Here is a 14,686-nt window from a genome sequence, read left to right on the forward strand (position 1 = left end):
ATCGACGTTAAGGTGCGGGATGGGGATCGCTCGGCTCGTCTGTCGGCTGCTATCCGCAGATATCATGTTGACGGTCCCTCCACCCTGGCTCCTACATACCGCGTAGGAGCCGGGAGGAACATACAAGCCCATGCTCGGCTGGGCATAGGCCGAAGCAGCCGAGCATGGGCTTGGCTCTACAGGAGCCTAGGCCAACAGCGTCGTCAGCTGCGCCGGCTCACGGGCCAGCTGACCCGCGCCGGCTTCGGTCAGTTCGGCCTCACCGCCAAAGCCCCACAGCACGCCCACACTGCGCAGGCCGTGGTGGCGCGCGCCTTCGATGTCCATGCGGCGGTCGCCGATCATCCAGCACTGCGCAGGCTGCACCTGCAGCCGACGCAACGCCTCGCCGACCAGTTCCGGCTTGTGGCTGCGCGAGCCGTCCAGGGTCGAACCGACGATCTCCTCGAACAGCCCGCCGAACGGCAGGTGGGCAAGGATGCGGCGCGCATGCGGCTCGTTCTTGGCCGTGACCACCGCCAGGCGGTGGCCGCGACCATGCAACGTGCGCAGGGTGTCCTCCACCTGCGGGTACACCGTGTGCTCGCGCCAGCCTTCGACATCGAAGCGCTCCCGGTAGTAGCCCACTGCCTGTTCCACCCGCGCCGGTTCACCGAACAGCGGCATGAAGGTGGTACGCAGCGACGGACCGATCCAGCCCCGCAGGGTGTCCTGCGGCGGCACCGGGTACTCCATCTTCTGCAGCGCATAGGCGATGCAGGCGGTGATGCCCACCTGCGAATCGATCAGCGTGCCGTCCAGGTCGAAGAACAGCACATCCTTGCCGCGCTCGCCACTCATGCGCCGCGCGCGTCGAGTGCGGCCACTGCAGGCAGAGTCTTGCCTTCCAGGAACTCCAGGAACGCACCGCCGCCGGTGGAGATGTAGCTGACCTGCTGGGCGATATCGAACTTGTCGACCGCGGCCAGGGTGTCGCCGCCACCGGCGATGGAGAATGCCGGCGAGCTGGCGATGGCGCGGGCCAGCGCTTCGGTGCCCTTGCTGAAGGCTTCGAACTCGAACACGCCGACCGGGCCGTTCCAGACCACGGTGCCGGCCTTCTCGATCAGCTGCGCGTACTGCGCGGCGGTCTGCGGGCCGATGTCCAGGATCAGGTCGTCTTCGGCAACGGCATCGACCGCCTTCACTTCCGCGGCAGCGTCGGGCAGGAACTGCTTGGCGGTGACCACGTCCACCGGCAGCGGAATGTCGGCGCCACGCGCCTTCGCATCGGCCACGATCTTCTTCGCCGTGTCCAGCAGGTCCGGTTCATACAGCGACTTGCCGACGTTATGGCCAGCGGCAGCAATGAAAGTATTGGCGATGCCGCCACCCACGATCAGCTGATCGACCTTGCCGACCAGGTTGGCCAGCAGTTCCAGCTTGGTGCTGACCTTGCTGCCGGCGACGATGGCAAGCAACGGCTTGGCCGGTGCATCCAGCGCCTGCGCCAGCGCGTCCAGCTCGGCCATCAGCAGCGGGCCACCGGCCGCGACCGGTGCGAAGCGGATGACACCATGGGTGGAGGCCTGCGCACGGTGCGCGGTGCCGAAGGCATCCATCACGAACACATCGCATAGCGCCGCGTACTTCTTCGACAGGGCTTCATCGTCCTTGCCCTCGCCGACGTTCATGCGGCAATTTTCCAGCAGCACCAGCTGGCCCGGCTGCACCTCGACGCCGTCGACCCAGTCACGCACCAGCGGAACCTCGCGGCCGAGCAGTTCGGACAGGCGCTGGGCCACCGGCGCCAGAGAATCGGCTTCGCTCCACACGCCTTCTTTCGGGCGCCCCAGATGCGAGGTGACCATCACCGCCGCGCCCTGCTCCAGCGCACGCTTGAGCGTCGGCAGCGAAGCGGTGATGCGCTGTTCGGAAGTGATGCGGCCATTCTCGATCGGCACGTTCAGATCCTGGCGGATCAGCACGCGCTTGCCGGAGAGGTCGAGGTCGGTCATGCGGACGATGGACATGGGCAACTCTTTGGCTCAGGGACGGGATGCCGGGGTACGGCAGACGGCCATTGTATCGGGTGCGGGTGGTGGGAGGGTCGATGCCTGCGGCAGGCAGAGGCGCACGGCAACGGCAACGGCAACAGCAACTGCCAAAGCGCTGACGCTTCATGATGCTGGGGGTGGGCCGGGGCGGTGTGGGCTGGCAGGGGGCGCCGTGAATCCGTCCATGGAGGCTTGGCAGCCGCATCCATGCGGCTGACACCCTGCCAACCCACACCGCCCCGGCCTCGACAGGTTCATGTGACGGAGCGGATGGCAAAGGCAAGAGCGGTTTCTGATGTCGGAGAAACTAATGTAGAGCCGAGCCCATGCTCGGCTGGGTCTACCGCGAGCAGCAGCCGAGCGTGGGCTCGGCTCTACAAGAAGCGCCCAGCGAAGCTGCTTTGCTTTTGCTCTTCTTTTTTCTCTTCCGTGGGTGGACGCAACCGGAAACTGTCAGAGGCCGGGCGGGGTGGGTTCACGGGGTGTCAGCCGCATGGATGCCGCTGCCAAGCCTACAAGGACGTACTTGCGGCGTCCCCCACGAACCCACCCCGCCCGGCCAAGCGCGGCTTTTGCTTTTGCTTTGCACGACCAACCCCACCCACGAGGGGCTGCGCCGTTCGCCGGAACCTACGCCGAAGGCGCCGGCTTCTGCCGAAGCAGGCTGACCGCCAGGCCGCCAACAACCAACACACCCAGCCCCAGCAGCGCCCACAGCAACCACGCCTTCCAATCGTGCGGCGGCTTCAGCGCCGCATCGCCGGCCAGCGGTTCCGGACTGCCTTCCAGGCGCGCCAGCGTCGGCTGCCACGACGGATCATTACGCTGGCGCAGCTCTTCAATCAGCACGCCGATCGGCGCTTCCATGCGGCGCGCGGTCGCGCTGCCCACTGCCAGTGCATATGGCGCTGCACCCTGGCTCAGGAACACCAGCACTTCGGGTTGATAACCCAGGCGCAGGGTGGGTGCGGTTGCCGTTTCGGCGGGGTTCGCCACCAGCTTCCAGTAACGATCGCGGTGCACGCCGCCCAGCGGTTGCGCGGCCGATTGCTGCCGTTGGCCCTGCGCGCCCTGCTGCAGCTGATAGGCAATCCACGGCGCACTGCGCCGCTGCCACTCCGCGCTCTCGTCATCGCGGCTGAACAAAGTCCACTGCACCAGGCTGTTGTCAGTGCTGGCCACGTCGGCACGCGCCGCCGGGAAGCGGCCATCCATCTCGAAGGTGTACTCGCCCTTGCCCTTCGAGGTCGGTGCCAGCGACAACCACTCCCATGGCAGTGTGGCCGGTGCCGGCGGCAGCTCGGCCAGTACGCTGCGCAACGTTGGCAGACGGGCATCGCCCTGCGCCAGCACGCGCAGATAGCGCGCTTCCCCATCCACCTGCAGGCGGCGCTGCAGCAGGCGCTTGCCGGCGCGCTGCAGGTCCACCAGCGGAATGTCGCGGCCAAGTGCACGCCAATGCTGCAGGTCGTCGCTGACGTCCAGCTGCACCTGAGCCTGCAACGGCTGGCCACTGTCGGCCCAATCCAGTACCAGCGCCGCCAGCGGCTGCTGGCCCAGCACACTGGCGTCGATCAGCCAGCCGCCCTGCCCGTTGGCCCTTGCACCGCCAGTCACACGTGCTTCCACGCGACGGACACGGCCATCGGTATCGCGCTCGGTCAGCAACTGCAGGTCGTTACGCTGTGCTTCGGCCAGCGGCGGCAACGCGAACCACGGCAGTTCCCGCTGCACCGGCGGTTGTGCCAGCGGCTGGTCCGGCGCGAGCAATGCCGACGGCAACGATTGGCCGGCGGCATTGAACACCTGCACGTCACCCAGGTCTGCGCTACCGGAGCGACGGTAGATCGCCGGTTCCAGCACGACACGGTAGGCACCCGATTGTGCGCTGGACAACGTCAGCGGCCACTGTTCGGCGTACTGGGTACGGTAATCGGCAGCCTGTGCGGTGATGGCGGCCAGCATGCCGAACATCGCCGGCAGCAGCGCCCTGCTCCACGTCTTCATTGTTTTTCCTCCACGGTCGGCGCCGCGCTGGGCGGTGCCGGTGCCAGATAACCCACGACCGTGCACAGCAGGCCGTAGGCGATGAACGATGCGATGCCCAGCAGGTTGCCCAGGTGCTGGCGATCGACAAGCACCAGCTTGGCCAACACCACGCCCATCAGCACCGCTCCCACCATCCACAACACGCGCTGGCCACGGCGCGAACCCCAGACCCAGGCGATCACGCCGAGCACGCTCCACAGCACGGTCAGGCTGGTCTGCGCCAGGCTGGAACGCAACATCGACGAACTCCACGACAGGCCGCCCCACTGATGCACGCCATGCAGCACCAGGCTGGTCAGCGCGACGAAGATGGCCAATGCCAACAGCGGCAGCCGGATCTTCACCAGTGCCTGCGGCGCCTGCCCGCGGTACAGCCACCGCGCCAGCAGCACCAGGCTCAACCACTGCCCCAGCTCGGCCGGGTTCAACACCGGCAGCCACGGCAGCGGCGCTGCGTCACCCGGCAGCAACTGGCCGAACAGCCAGCCTGCGGACAGCAGGCCGAACAGCACGCACTGCAACGGTAGGCGCACGCTGTCGAAGGCAGCCCCCAGGGGCCACCGCAGTGCGTCCCAGCGCCACAACGACAGCGCCGCCATCAGCAGCCACGGCAGCGTGAACAACAGCAGCGTCCAGCCCTGTGCCAGCCCGGCCTCGCCACCGCCCCACAGGGCCAGCAACGAAAGCAGCGACGGCCACAGCAGCCACCACAGGAACTGCGCGATGCGTGCCACGGTGTTGCCGCCCTGGCGCAGGCACAGCAACGTACGTACGCCCAGCGCCGCGAACACCGCCCAGGCCAGTGCGCCATAGCCGGCGAACGGCTGCTGGTGCGCATCGCTCTGCATCAGCGCCAGCGGGAAGCCCAGGGCCAGCATCGCCAGGGCGGTTACGCCCAGCGCGCGTGCCGGCTGGCGGCGCTGCATTTCAGCCGCCAGCCAGGCCGTGGCAGCGACCAGCACAAGCAGCGCATCGGCCTGCGTGCGGTGCGGGAAGAAGCGGAAGATCTCGTGCACCAGACCGCCCAGCCACCACAGCAGGCCCCACAGGTAGTAGACCAGTGCGATCTCATGGCGCTCCCTGCGCTGGTAACTCCACGCCGACGCGAAGCCGGCAATGGCCAGCAGCAACGCGCCGATGGCGGTCGGGTTGAGCAGGAAGCGTGCGTCTTCGAGCCAGTGGTCGGCGCCGGCCACAAAGGCGAATGCAGCACCGATCTGCAGCAACGCGCCGGACACCTGCGGCAGCCAGCGTTTCTGGCGCAGGCCCAGCCAGGCCAGGCCCGCACCTTCCAGCGCGAACACCGCGCCGGTGGCACGCGCAGACAATGCCAGCGGCACCGCCAGCGTGGCGAAGCCCACCGCCAGCACCGCATGCGACTGCGCCAGCACGGTGTAAGACGCGCGCGCGATCAGTGCCCGCGCCAGTACGGCGTAGATCGCCGCCAGGCCCAGCGCGCACAGCGCCAGCGTCATCGGCTGCTCGTGCAGCATGCCCGCCTGCATCGAGAAGGCAACCAGGGGCGTGCCGAACACCAGGCTGCCGTCGACCAGGTCACGTCGCCCGGCGGGCTGCCGGCGCGCGTACAGCAGCGGGATCAACAGGTAGAAGGCGAAGAACAGCAGCAGGAACGGCTCGGTGCTGCTGAACTTGTCCGGCGCGTACTGCAACACGCCCCAGAACGTACCGATGCCGAAGGTAAAAGCGAAGCCAAGCAGGTTCAGCGCACGCCACGGACGGAACCAGGCGATGGCGAAGATGCCAGCATTGAGCACCGCGTAGTAGCTGAACAGCCCCACGTGGTTGCCACTGCCGGTGGACAGCCACAGCGGTGCCATGAAGCCGGCGAGGATGCCCAGCACCGCCAACGTGCGCGAGTTCTGCACCACCGCCAGCACGCACAGGCCGGCCACCAGCGCGATCGAACTGGCGAAGGCAAACCCGGGGTTGAGCAGCTCGAACCGTTTGAAGGCGGCGAAGATGGTCAGCAGCAACACGCCGATGGCACCGCCCTGCAGTGCCAGTGCGAACAGGCGCCGGCGCTCGCGCTGGTGCCAGCCGAACGCCAACAGGCCCAGCGCACCCACGGTGACACCGGCCAGGCGCAGCTCGATCGGCAGCACCAGCCAGCCCTGGTCGCTGACGTACTTCAACAGCGCGGCAACACCGGCCAGCAGCACCAGCATGCCGATCTTGACCGGCACGTTGCCCTCGGTGAACCAGCGCTTGACCGCGCCGATGCCGCGCTCGATGAAGTTGGGCAGTGCCGGTTCGGGGGGCAACGGCGGCTGCACCGGCGCGGGTGGCACCGGCGGTGGTGCGACCGGGCGCGGCGCCTCCACTGCCGCAGACACCGCTTCGCGCACCGGCGGTGGCGTTGGCTGGGGCGGAGGCGGTGCGGCAGCCGCCACCGGCCGCAGGAACGGCGGATCGGCGCCGGCCACAGGCAGGGGCGCAGACCGTTCCGGCGCAGGCTCGGCTGCAACCGGCCGGGCGGCCGGCGCGGCAGCCATGGCGGCTTCCAGCGCGGCCACACGGCGGCGCAGGCCAGCAATCATCACCAGCGCCACCACCAGCAGCAGCGGGATGGCCAGCAGAACCAGTACCACCAGGGCTATCAATGCTTCCATTGCATGCTTCCATTGCAATCCCGCGCCCCAGCGGCAGCGGTCGACCGGGCCATGCTACGACAGGGCCGGCCCCATAAACGACGAACCCCGGCCAGGCCGGGGTCCGCGTGCGATCTTCGCCGGCCTTACTTGGCGGCGACAACCTTGGCCATTTCCAGGCACTTGTTGGAATAGCCCCACTCGTTGTCGTACCACGACACGAGCTTGACGAAGGTGCCGTCCAGGGCGATGCCGGCGTCTGCGTCGAACACCGAGGTGTGGGTTTCACCGACGAAATCGGTGGCCACCACCTTGTCTTCGGTGTAGCCCAGGATGCCCTTCAGCGCGCCTTCGCTCTGTGCCTTCACTTCAGCGCAGATCTCGGCGTAGGTGGCTTCCTTTTCCAGCTCGACGGTCAGGTCGACCACCGACACGTCGGAGGTCGGGACGCGGAAGCTCATGCCGGTCAGCTTCTTGTTCAGTTCCGGAATGACCACGCCGACGGCCTTTGCCGCACCGGTGGACGACGGAATGATGTTTTCCAGGATGCCACGGCCGCCGCGCCAGTCCTTGTTGGACGGGCCATCGACGGTCTTCTGGGTGGCGGTGGCCGCATGCACCGTGGTCATCAGGCCACGCTTGATGCCCCACTTGTCGTTGATGACCTTGGCCAGCGGGGCCAGGCAGTTGGTGGTGCACGACGCGTTGGAAATGATGGCCTGGCCGGCGTAGGTCTTGTCGTTCACGCCGAACACGAACATCGGCGTGTCGTCCTTCGACGGGGCCGACATGATGACCTTCTTCGCGCCGGCATCGATGTGCTTCTGCGCGGTTTCCTTGGTCAGGAACAGGCCGGTGGCTTCCAGCACCACGTCGGCGCCGACTTCGTCCCACTTCAGGTTGGCCGGGTCGCGTTCCTGGGTCAGGCGGATCTTCTTGCCGTTCACCAGCAGGTCGTTGCCCTGCACGGCCACGTCGGCCTTGAAGCGGCCGTGCACGGAGTCGTACTTGAGCATGTACGCCAGGTAATCCGGCTCCAGCAGATCGTTGATGGCCACGATTTCGATGTCGTCGCCGAAGTTCAGCACCGCCGAGCGCAGGACGTTACGCCCGATGCGACCGAAACCGTTGATACCAACCTTGATTGCCATGTTCTCAAGCTCCTGCGGCCGCGACGGGTGCGGCGGGATGGATAGGGCCCACAAGTCTAGCAAACCGGGGCTGGCCACCGTGGGCCAGCCCCCGCGCCAGAGGGCGGGCGGACAGGATTTGATCCGGATCAAAGCGTTAGCGCGGCGTGAGGCCGAGACTGCCGCCATCCACCCAGCAACGAGATCACCCCCATGCGCAAGACCTCCCCCCTGATCCTGGCCGGCCTGGCCGCTGCCCTGTCCCTCGCCGCCGCCCCGGCCATGGCCCAGTCCAAGGGTGACTGGACCGTCTCGGCCGGCGTCCACCAGGTGGCGCCGAAGTCGAACAACGGCTGGCTGGCCGGCCACACCCTGAAGGTCGACGTCGACAACGACGTCAAGCCGACCATCACCGGCGAGTACTTCATCGCCGACAACCTGGGCATCGAAGTGCTGGCCGCGCTGCCGTTCAAGCACGACATCAACATCAACGGCCTGGGCCGCGTGGGCAGCACCAAGCAGCTGCCGCCGGTGGTGACCCTGCAGTACCACTTCAACAGCAAGGGCAAGGTCTCGCCGTTCGTCGGCGCCGGCGTGAACTACACGACCTTCTTCAGCGAAGACACCACCGGCGCATTGGCCGGCAGCAAGCTGAAGCTGCAGGATTCGTGGGGCCTGGCCGCGCATGCCGGCATCGACTTCGCGATCGGCGAGAAGGGCGCCCTGCGCGTGGACATGCGCTGGATCGACATCGACAGCAAGGTGAAGTTGAACGGCGAGAAGATCGGCACAGTCAACATCGATCCGCTGGTCTACGGCGCGTCGTACGTCTTCAAGTTCTAAGCGTGTGCCGGGCGCGGGGGCTTCCCCCCGCTCCCCCGCTGAACGCAAAACCCTCGCAGCATGTTGCCCCGGTCTTTGCCGGGGCTTTTTTTTGGAAAGCATGCAGAGGCGCGCTCTTCTGTAGAGCCGAGCCATGCTCGGCTATCGCGCGGAGCGCGCAGGTACCCGAAGAAGATCAGCTGAGCATGGCTCGGCTCTACAGAAGCATGAACGGGCCGCCTTTCAGTCGATTATTGATCCGGCGCCACTTCCACCCGGTTGCGGCCGCCTTCCTTGGCGCGGTACAGCGCTGCATCGGCCCGCGCCAATGCCTGTTCCAGCGTATCGCCACCATCATCATGCCAGCGTGCCACACCGATGCTCACGCTCACCACCGGGGCCGCATCCGAATCGGCATGTGCGATCGCCAGCGCCTGCACCTGTTGCCGAAGCTGCTCGAACGGCGCTGATTCCGGTTGTCCCGGCGCCCAGTGCCCCAGCGCCACGAACTCTTCGCCGCCGTAGCGTGCCACCACCGAGTCGCTACCACGCAGCTGAGCAGCCAGGGTCGTCGCCACCGCATGCAGCACGGTGTCACCGGCGGGATGGCCGTGGTGGTCGTTGTAGCGCTTGAAGTAGTCGATATCGATCATGGCGATGCGCAGTGCGCCACGCGCATGCGGTGTACGCAGATAGCGCTGGAAGATCTGGTTGGCCTGGCGATCGAAGGCGCGCCGGTTCAGCAGGCCGGTCAGCCCATCGTGGTTGGCCAATGCATCCAGGCGTTGCTCGGCCCGCCACGTTGCACGCGCCTGCCGTTCGGAGATGTAGCTGCCGACAATGCCGGCCAGGTTGCTGGCCAGCACGAACATCACGCTCTGCAGCATCTGCGCCCAGTGCCGGCCCACCTGCAGCTCGGCCAGCACGAAGGCCAGCGCGATCAGGGTTCCGGTCAGCGTCGCTACCCCGAAGCGCAGCCCGCACAGAAAGTAGTTCAACAACAGGAACAGGCTGATGCCTTCGTAGGGGTAGTCCACGCCGGCACGGTGCGCGGTCCAGATCATGGTCACCAGCGCCAGCCCGCTGACCAGCACGACGCTGCCGCCCAGCCACTGCAGGTGGCGCCGCAGCACCGGCACGAAGGTCAGCGCGACGCCGAGCAGCAGTGCCGGCAGCAGAACGCCCAGCCGCCAGCGCAGCACCGGCGCGTGCACGTCCGGCGGCAACCAGTAGGTATCGAGCACGGCAAAGCCCAGCGAGAACGCCCCGGCCACGGCGCAGGCCCAGCGCATGCGCCAGACCACCTGGGCATCGAACGCGGCAGCGAACCCGTCGTCATCGGGATGCCCGGCCATGATGCGCCTGTCCGTGATCGCCATCGGCCCCTCCCCGCATGTGCACGGGCCACCCTAGCGGCCGCCGCATCAAGGCCGCGTGGCGAACACCGGGCGTGATCAAGCCCGGGCCTGCCGAGGCCCGCTAGAATGTGCGCATGAAAGCCCTGCACTCCCTGTTCCTCGCCGCCGCCTTGGCGCCGGCCCTGCTGTCCGCTTCCGCCCCGGCCCATGCCTGGGGTGCGCAAGGCCACCGCCTTGTCGCCGAAGTCGCCGACGCCCGCCTCACCCCCACCGCCCGCGCCGAAGTGGACCGTCTGCTGGCCACCGAGCCAGACGCCACCCTGGCCAGCATCGCGCCCTGGGCCGATCAGCTGCGCGCCAAGGACCCCGGCCTGGGCCGTCGCTCGGCCGGTTGGCACTACGTCAACATCGCCGAAGACAACTGCCACTACGAAGCACCGAAGCACTGCAAAAGCGGCAACTGCATTGTCGAGGCACTGAAAGCACAGAGTGCCATCCTCGGCGACCGCAGCCTGACCGACGGCGAGCGCCTGCAGGCGCTGAAGTTCGTCGTGCACCTGGTGGGTGACATCCACCAGCCGATGCACGCCGGCTACGCCCATGACAAGGGCGGCAACGATTTCCAGCTGCAGTTCGGCAACCGCGGTACGAACCTGCACTCGCTGTGGGACAGCGGCATGCTCAACACCCGCAAGCTGGACGATGCCGGCTACCTGCCGCTGCTGCAGAGCCAGCGCGCGCCGAAGCTGGCACGCCAGTCCAACCCGCAGCGCGACCCGCAGGCCTGGGCCGAGGCCAGCTGCCGCATTTCCATGCAAGCTGGCGTTTATCCGGCCACGCGTAAGATCGGTGATGAATACACCGAGCGCTACCGGCCGCTGGCCGAAGCGCAGCTGCGACTGGCCGGCGAGAACCTGGCGCAGTTGCTGAACCGCGTGCTCGGCACGCGCTGAGGAGCGTTCCAATGTCGGTCCAGGTGCAGTCGTTCTTCCACCGTGACAGCAACACCTTCAGCTATCTGGTCAGCGACCCGGCAAGTGGCGAGGCAGCGCTGATCGACCCGGTACTGGACTACGACCCGGATACCGACGCCAGCAGCGAAGCACCGCTGCGCGACGTGCTGAATGCCATCGAACAACAAGGCCTGCAGCTGCGCTGGCTGCTGGAGACGCATGCCCACGCCGATCATGTGTCGGCAGGGCGCCGGCTCAAGCACCGCTTTCCGCAGGCCACGCTGGGCATCGGCGAAGGCATCCGTGCGGTGCAGGCCACTTTTGCGCCGCGCTACGGCCTGCAGCTTCCGGCCGCCGATGAGATCTTCGATCGCCTGTTCAGCGATGGCGAGACCTTCGCTCTGGGCGAACTGCGCTGTCAGGTCATCGCCGTGCCCGGCCACACCAGCGACAGCATCGCCTATCTGATCGGCGATGCGCTGTTCACCGGCGACTCGCTGTTCATGCCCGATGGCGGCACCGCCCGCTGCGATTTCCCGGGCGGCGATGCCGCGCAGTTGTACCGCTCGATCCAGCGTCTGCTGGCCCTGCCCGATGCGACGCGCGTATTCGTCTGCCACGACTACGGCCCGGGTGGCCGCGGGTTCGCCAACGAGACCACCATCGGCGAACAGCGCGCGCACAATATCCACGTGCACGACGGCGTGGCCGAGGCGGAGTTCGTCAGCGTGCGCCAGGCCCGCGATGCCACGCTGGCCGAGCCGGCGCTGATGCAGCCGGCGGTGAAGGCCAACATCCAGGGCGGGGCCTGATCCACGCCACTGCGCCCGCCGGGTGTGGACCGGCGCTATCCTGGTCATCGCGAGCAGTCATTTTCCCTGCGTGCGCACCACGTGCTGTCCCTTCACGATCTCGAACGTGAAGGCGTACTGCAGGGTGACCGCTACCGGCTCGACGCGCTCGGCGCCGCGGCAGTCGCCGCGGTCGGCAGGCACCTTGCCGGCCGCGAAGTGGCAGACCGCTGCGGACGAGTACTTCCACATCGCCACGGCTTCCTGCGCAGCCTGCAGCAGGGGCGCGTTCTCGCGTGCAGCCCCTGCCGCGCACTCCGGGCGATCGGTCAATGGCAGGCTGCGCTCGACGTCGCCGTTGGCATCAACCACCACCTGCAGGCAGATGGTGGTCGGCGCCAGTTCCGCGCGCGGGTCGCTATCCCCGACCTCCGGGTCCGGTGCCGCGTACAGTTGCGGCATCCGGTAGCCCTCGGTCGCACCCAGCGAATACACCTGCAGCTGCCCACTGCCGCCGCCCGCCTGCGGCTGCAGGCGCTGGTGACCGACATTCTCGCTGCGGGTATCGACGGTGGTCAGGCGATCCTGGGTTGCACACCCCACCAGCAGCGCTGCCATCATCAACAGCGGCGCGGACTTCACTTCGCGTCCTCGGTGTCATCCATGGCGTAGGTGATCGGAATGCGTACGGCACCGGCCACCGGCTTGCCGTTCTTCACCGCGGGACGATAGGTCCAGCTGCGTGCCGCAGCGATCGACACCGCATCGAACACGCCCGGATTGGTCGCACTGAGTACCCGCACATCGGTCGGATGGCCCTGTGCATCCACTTCGATGCGCAGATTGACCACGCCTACCTGGCGTTGCTCGACGGCGGACTTCGGATAGGACGGCGGCGGCATCTTGTCCACTTGGATCGGCCGGTCCAACCCCGCCTTGGCCGCATCGTCCTGCGCATGTTCGAACGGCTCGACACCGATCCGGGTGCCACCGGCCGCACCGCCCTGGCTGGCCCATGCCACCGCCCCCATGCCCACACACAACCCGACCACCAGCACCTGCCCGGACACCCACGGCAATGCCTTCCGCTTGGACTGCTTCAACATGGCGATACGCTCCTTCAACACGGGTTGGCTGCGCCAATGGCAAACCGCGGGCGCAACCGGGTGGACCAACTGCGCCTTCAGCAGCGTGCTGGCATACAGGCCGCGCAGCGCAGGCTGCGGACCGATGGTGCGGGCATCGCAGGCCAGTTCCTGATCGCGCAGGAAGCGGCGTGCGGCCCATGGCAGCAGCGGGTGGAACCAGAACACCACGCGCGCCAGCAGCAGCGCGCCGTTGGCCCAGTGATCGCCGTTGCGACGGTGGTTGCGCTCGTGCTGCAGGATCAGGTTCTGCTCCTGTGCGGTGAACTGCTGGTCGAATGCCGGGCCGACCACGATGCGCGGTCGCCACAGGCCCACCAGCGCGGGCAGGCCGGGATCGCCGCTGGCCTGCCAGCTGCCATCGGTGCGCGGCGTCAGTGGACCCATCCGCCGTTCGAAACGGAGTTGTGCGCGCAGGTCGCGCAGCAGGCAGATGCCCGCGCCCAGCGCCCACAGCGCGAACAACAGCCCTGCCCATGGCAACGACGGCCCGTTCAGAGCATCGATGGCACCGGGCGTCACTTTCAGCGGCAGCGTGGGCACCTGCTGCAACAGCGCAACCTGCGGCAACGGCAGCATCAGCGCCACCAGCAGCATCGGCAGCAGCCACCAGCTGCGGTAGGCCAGCCCCGCACCGCCCATCCGCACCAGCAGCGGTCGCATTACTGCCAGCAGGATCACGCCCACCGCCAGCCACAGGCTGGCCTGCCACAGTCCGTCGAGCAGCTCAGTCATGGTCCAGCTCCTGGATCAGCTTCTTCAGTTCGGCGATGTCCTGTGCGCTCAACTGGCCACGTTCGCTGAAGTGCGCGACCAGCGGCGCCACGCGCCCCTCGAAGACACGCCCGATGAAGTCCTGGCTCTGCGCCTCCACCCAAGCCTGGCGCTGCAGCAGCGGCCGGTACAGGTAACGCCGTCCATCGCGCTCGGCGGCGATCGCGCCCTTGGTCAGCAGGCGGTTGAGCAGGGTCTTGATGGTCGGCTCGGCCCAGTCGCGATGGGCCAGCGCGGCCACCACGTCATCGGCACTCCGTGGTGCCTGCTGCCACAGCACCTCCATCACAACGGCTTCGGCTTCGCTGATCGGGGTCATGGTTTACATCCGTAATCGACAGATCGATTACGCGCGTAATCGAATCATCTGTCAAGCCCCTCGACTCCGGGTTCATCCCGGCTGCGCCAGCATCGATTCCTCCCGCCCCAGGCCCCGGATGAAAGCGCTGCCCAAGAAGGATTTCCCGGTCGAGCAGGCGCGCCGCTTCCTCGAACCCGGCCCGATCGTGCTGGTCAGTACCGCGTGGCAGGGCCAGCGCAACCTGATGACGATGGGCTGGCACATGGTGATGGGCTTTTCGCCGTCGCTGGTCGCCACCTACCTGTGGAATGAGAACCACAGCCATGCACTGGCCGTCAGCAGTGGCGAGTGCGTGATCAACGTACCCGGCGTGGAGCTGCTCGATACCGTGGTCGACATCGGCAACTGCAGCGGCCGCGAGGTCGACAAGTTCGCCCGGTTCGGGCTCGACGCGCTGCCCGCACGCGAGGTCGGCGCACCACTGGTCGGGCAATGCCACTCGAACTTCGAATGCCGGTTGTACGACGACAGCCAGGTGGCATCGAGCAACCTGTTCATCTGGGAAATCGTGCGCGCCCACGTCGCGCCCCGGCCGAAGCTGCCGCGCACGGTGCATTACCGCGGCGATGGGCAGTTCATGGTGTCCGGCACCGAAGTGTCGCGTCGACGGCGGTTCAAGCCCGACATGCTGTAATGCCCGCACTCCCCCACACGCAGG

At 67.3% G+C, this 14,686-nt stretch carries 13 protein-coding genes; 4 read left to right on the top strand and 9 right to left on the bottom strand.

The features are described from left to right. Positions 1-186 precede the first annotated feature (186 nt). From AC5P9W_RS18440 to gap, 5 genes are all read right to left on the bottom strand, one after another. Complete coding sequence (locus AC5P9W_RS18440; RefSeq protein ID WP_019660016.1) at positions 187-840, bottom strand: HAD hydrolase-like protein; 654 nt, start codon at positions 838-840, stop codon at positions 187-189. Next, positions 837-2,012: a phosphoglycerate kinase gene (locus AC5P9W_RS18445; protein ID WP_134735187.1), complete on the bottom strand. Its 1,176-nt coding sequence runs from the start codon at positions 2,010-2,012 to the stop codon at positions 837-839. The genes AC5P9W_RS18440 and AC5P9W_RS18445 overlap by 4 nt, the downstream gene beginning before the upstream one ends. 654 nt (positions 2,013-2,666) lie before the next feature. Beyond that, the gene (locus AC5P9W_RS18450; RefSeq protein ID WP_021203678.1) at positions 2,667-4,043 is read right to left on the bottom strand and encodes a DUF3999 domain-containing protein; all 1,377 of its coding nucleotides are present in this window, start codon (positions 4,041-4,043) and stop codon (positions 2,667-2,669) included. After that, on the bottom strand, positions 4,040-6,715 hold the full coding sequence (locus AC5P9W_RS18455) for a DUF2339 domain-containing protein (RefSeq protein ID WP_495219389.1): 2,676 nt from the start codon (positions 6,713-6,715) through the stop codon (positions 4,040-4,042). The genes AC5P9W_RS18450 and AC5P9W_RS18455 overlap by 4 nt, the downstream gene beginning before the upstream one ends. Positions 6,716-6,840: 125 nt before the next feature. Then, the gene (gap, locus tag AC5P9W_RS18460) at positions 6,841-7,845 is read right to left on the bottom strand and encodes a type I glyceraldehyde-3-phosphate dehydrogenase (RefSeq protein ID WP_019660012.1); all 1,005 of its coding nucleotides are present in this window, start codon (positions 7,843-7,845) and stop codon (positions 6,841-6,843) included. Between the two features lie 192 nt (positions 7,846-8,037). On the opposite strand from gap, the gene AC5P9W_RS18465 reads away from it, so the two are divergent. Then, the gene (locus AC5P9W_RS18465; protein WP_005410839.1) at positions 8,038-8,667 is read left to right on the top strand and encodes an OmpW/AlkL family protein; all 630 of its coding nucleotides are present in this window, start codon (positions 8,038-8,040) and stop codon (positions 8,665-8,667) included. 230 nt (positions 8,668-8,897) lie between these two features. On the opposite strand, the gene AC5P9W_RS18470 is transcribed toward AC5P9W_RS18465, so the two are convergent. Further along, a complete protein-coding gene (locus tag AC5P9W_RS18470) occupies positions 8,898-10,025 on the bottom strand; it encodes a GGDEF domain-containing protein (RefSeq protein ID WP_111098873.1) in 1,128 nt (375 codons plus the stop codon). Positions 10,026-10,138: 113 nt separating this feature from the next. Here AC5P9W_RS18470 and AC5P9W_RS18475 point away from each other — a divergent pair, with 113 nt between their 5' ends. Continuing rightward, positions 10,139-10,957: a S1/P1 nuclease gene (locus AC5P9W_RS18475; RefSeq protein ID WP_308305413.1), complete on the top strand. Its 819-nt coding sequence runs from the start codon at positions 10,139-10,141 to the stop codon at positions 10,955-10,957. 11 nt (positions 10,958-10,968) lie between these two features. Beyond that, the gene (locus tag AC5P9W_RS18480) at positions 10,969-11,769 is read left to right on the top strand and encodes an MBL fold metallo-hydrolase (protein ID WP_495219390.1); all 801 of its coding nucleotides are present in this window, start codon (positions 10,969-10,971) and stop codon (positions 11,767-11,769) included. 57 nt (positions 11,770-11,826) lie between these two features. On the opposite strand, the gene AC5P9W_RS18485 is transcribed toward AC5P9W_RS18480, so the two are convergent. From AC5P9W_RS18485 to AC5P9W_RS18495, 3 genes are read right to left on the bottom strand one after another with little or no spacing between them, the layout of a single operon-like run. Then, complete coding sequence (locus AC5P9W_RS18485) at positions 11,827-12,390, bottom strand: hypothetical protein (RefSeq protein ID WP_021203683.1); 564 nt, start codon at positions 12,388-12,390, stop codon at positions 11,827-11,829. Next, positions 12,387-13,628, bottom strand: a complete 1,242-nt coding sequence (locus AC5P9W_RS18490) for a TonB family protein (RefSeq protein WP_495219391.1) — start codon at positions 13,626-13,628, stop codon at positions 12,387-12,389. The genes AC5P9W_RS18485 and AC5P9W_RS18490 overlap by 4 nt, the downstream gene beginning before the upstream one ends. Beyond that, complete coding sequence (locus AC5P9W_RS18495) at positions 13,621-13,986, bottom strand: BlaI/MecI/CopY family transcriptional regulator (protein WP_010484077.1); 366 nt, start codon at positions 13,984-13,986, stop codon at positions 13,621-13,623. Before AC5P9W_RS18495 ends, AC5P9W_RS18490 begins: the two co-directional genes overlap by 8 nt. A gap of 118 nt (positions 13,987-14,104) precedes the next feature. Here AC5P9W_RS18495 and AC5P9W_RS18500 point away from each other — a divergent pair, with 118 nt between their 5' ends. Then, the gene (locus AC5P9W_RS18500; RefSeq protein ID WP_134735193.1) at positions 14,105-14,662 is read left to right on the top strand and encodes a flavin reductase family protein; all 558 of its coding nucleotides are present in this window, start codon (positions 14,105-14,107) and stop codon (positions 14,660-14,662) included. Positions 14,663-14,686: the final 24 nt, after the last annotated feature.

The organism is Stenotrophomonas sp. YJH_SMC_33, assembly GCF_059372295.1.

What these genes read in the sequence shown, in the direction of transcription:
- AC5P9W_RS18440 (WP_019660016.1), bottom strand. Translation starts at nt 840, where the DNA reads ATGAGTGGCGAGCGCGGCAAGGATGTGCTGTTCTTCGACCTGGACGGC.
- AC5P9W_RS18445 (WP_134735187.1), bottom strand. Translation starts at nt 2,012, where the DNA reads ATGTCCATCGTCCGCATGACCGACCTCGACCTCTCCGGCAAGCGCGTG.
- AC5P9W_RS18450 (WP_021203678.1), bottom strand. Translation starts at nt 4,043, where the DNA reads ATGAAGACGTGGAGCAGGGCGCTGCTGCCGGCGATGTTCGGCATGCTG.
- AC5P9W_RS18455 (WP_495219389.1), bottom strand. Translation starts at nt 6,715, where the DNA reads ATGGAAGCATTGATAGCCCTGGTGGTACTGGTTCTGCTGGCCATCCCG.
- gap (WP_019660012.1), bottom strand. Translation starts at nt 7,845, where the DNA reads ATGGCAATCAAGGTTGGTATCAACGGTTTCGGTCGCATCGGGCGTAAC.
- AC5P9W_RS18465 (WP_005410839.1), top strand. Translation starts at nt 8,038, where the DNA reads ATGCGCAAGACCTCCCCCCTGATCCTGGCCGGCCTGGCCGCTGCCCTG.
- AC5P9W_RS18470 (WP_111098873.1), bottom strand. Translation starts at nt 10,025, where the DNA reads ATGGCGATCACGGACAGGCGCATCATGGCCGGGCATCCCGATGACGAC.
- AC5P9W_RS18475 (WP_308305413.1), top strand. Translation starts at nt 10,139, where the DNA reads ATGAAAGCCCTGCACTCCCTGTTCCTCGCCGCCGCCTTGGCGCCGGCC.
- AC5P9W_RS18480 (WP_495219390.1), top strand. Translation starts at nt 10,969, where the DNA reads ATGTCGGTCCAGGTGCAGTCGTTCTTCCACCGTGACAGCAACACCTTC.
- AC5P9W_RS18490 (WP_495219391.1), bottom strand. Translation starts at nt 13,628, where the DNA reads ATGACTGAGCTGCTCGACGGACTGTGGCAGGCCAGCCTGTGGCTGGCG.
- AC5P9W_RS18495 (WP_010484077.1), bottom strand. Translation starts at nt 13,986, where the DNA reads ATGACCCCGATCAGCGAAGCCGAAGCCGTTGTGATGGAGGTGCTGTGG.
- AC5P9W_RS18500 (WP_134735193.1), top strand. Translation starts at nt 14,105, where the DNA reads ATGAAAGCGCTGCCCAAGAAGGATTTCCCGGTCGAGCAGGCGCGCCGC.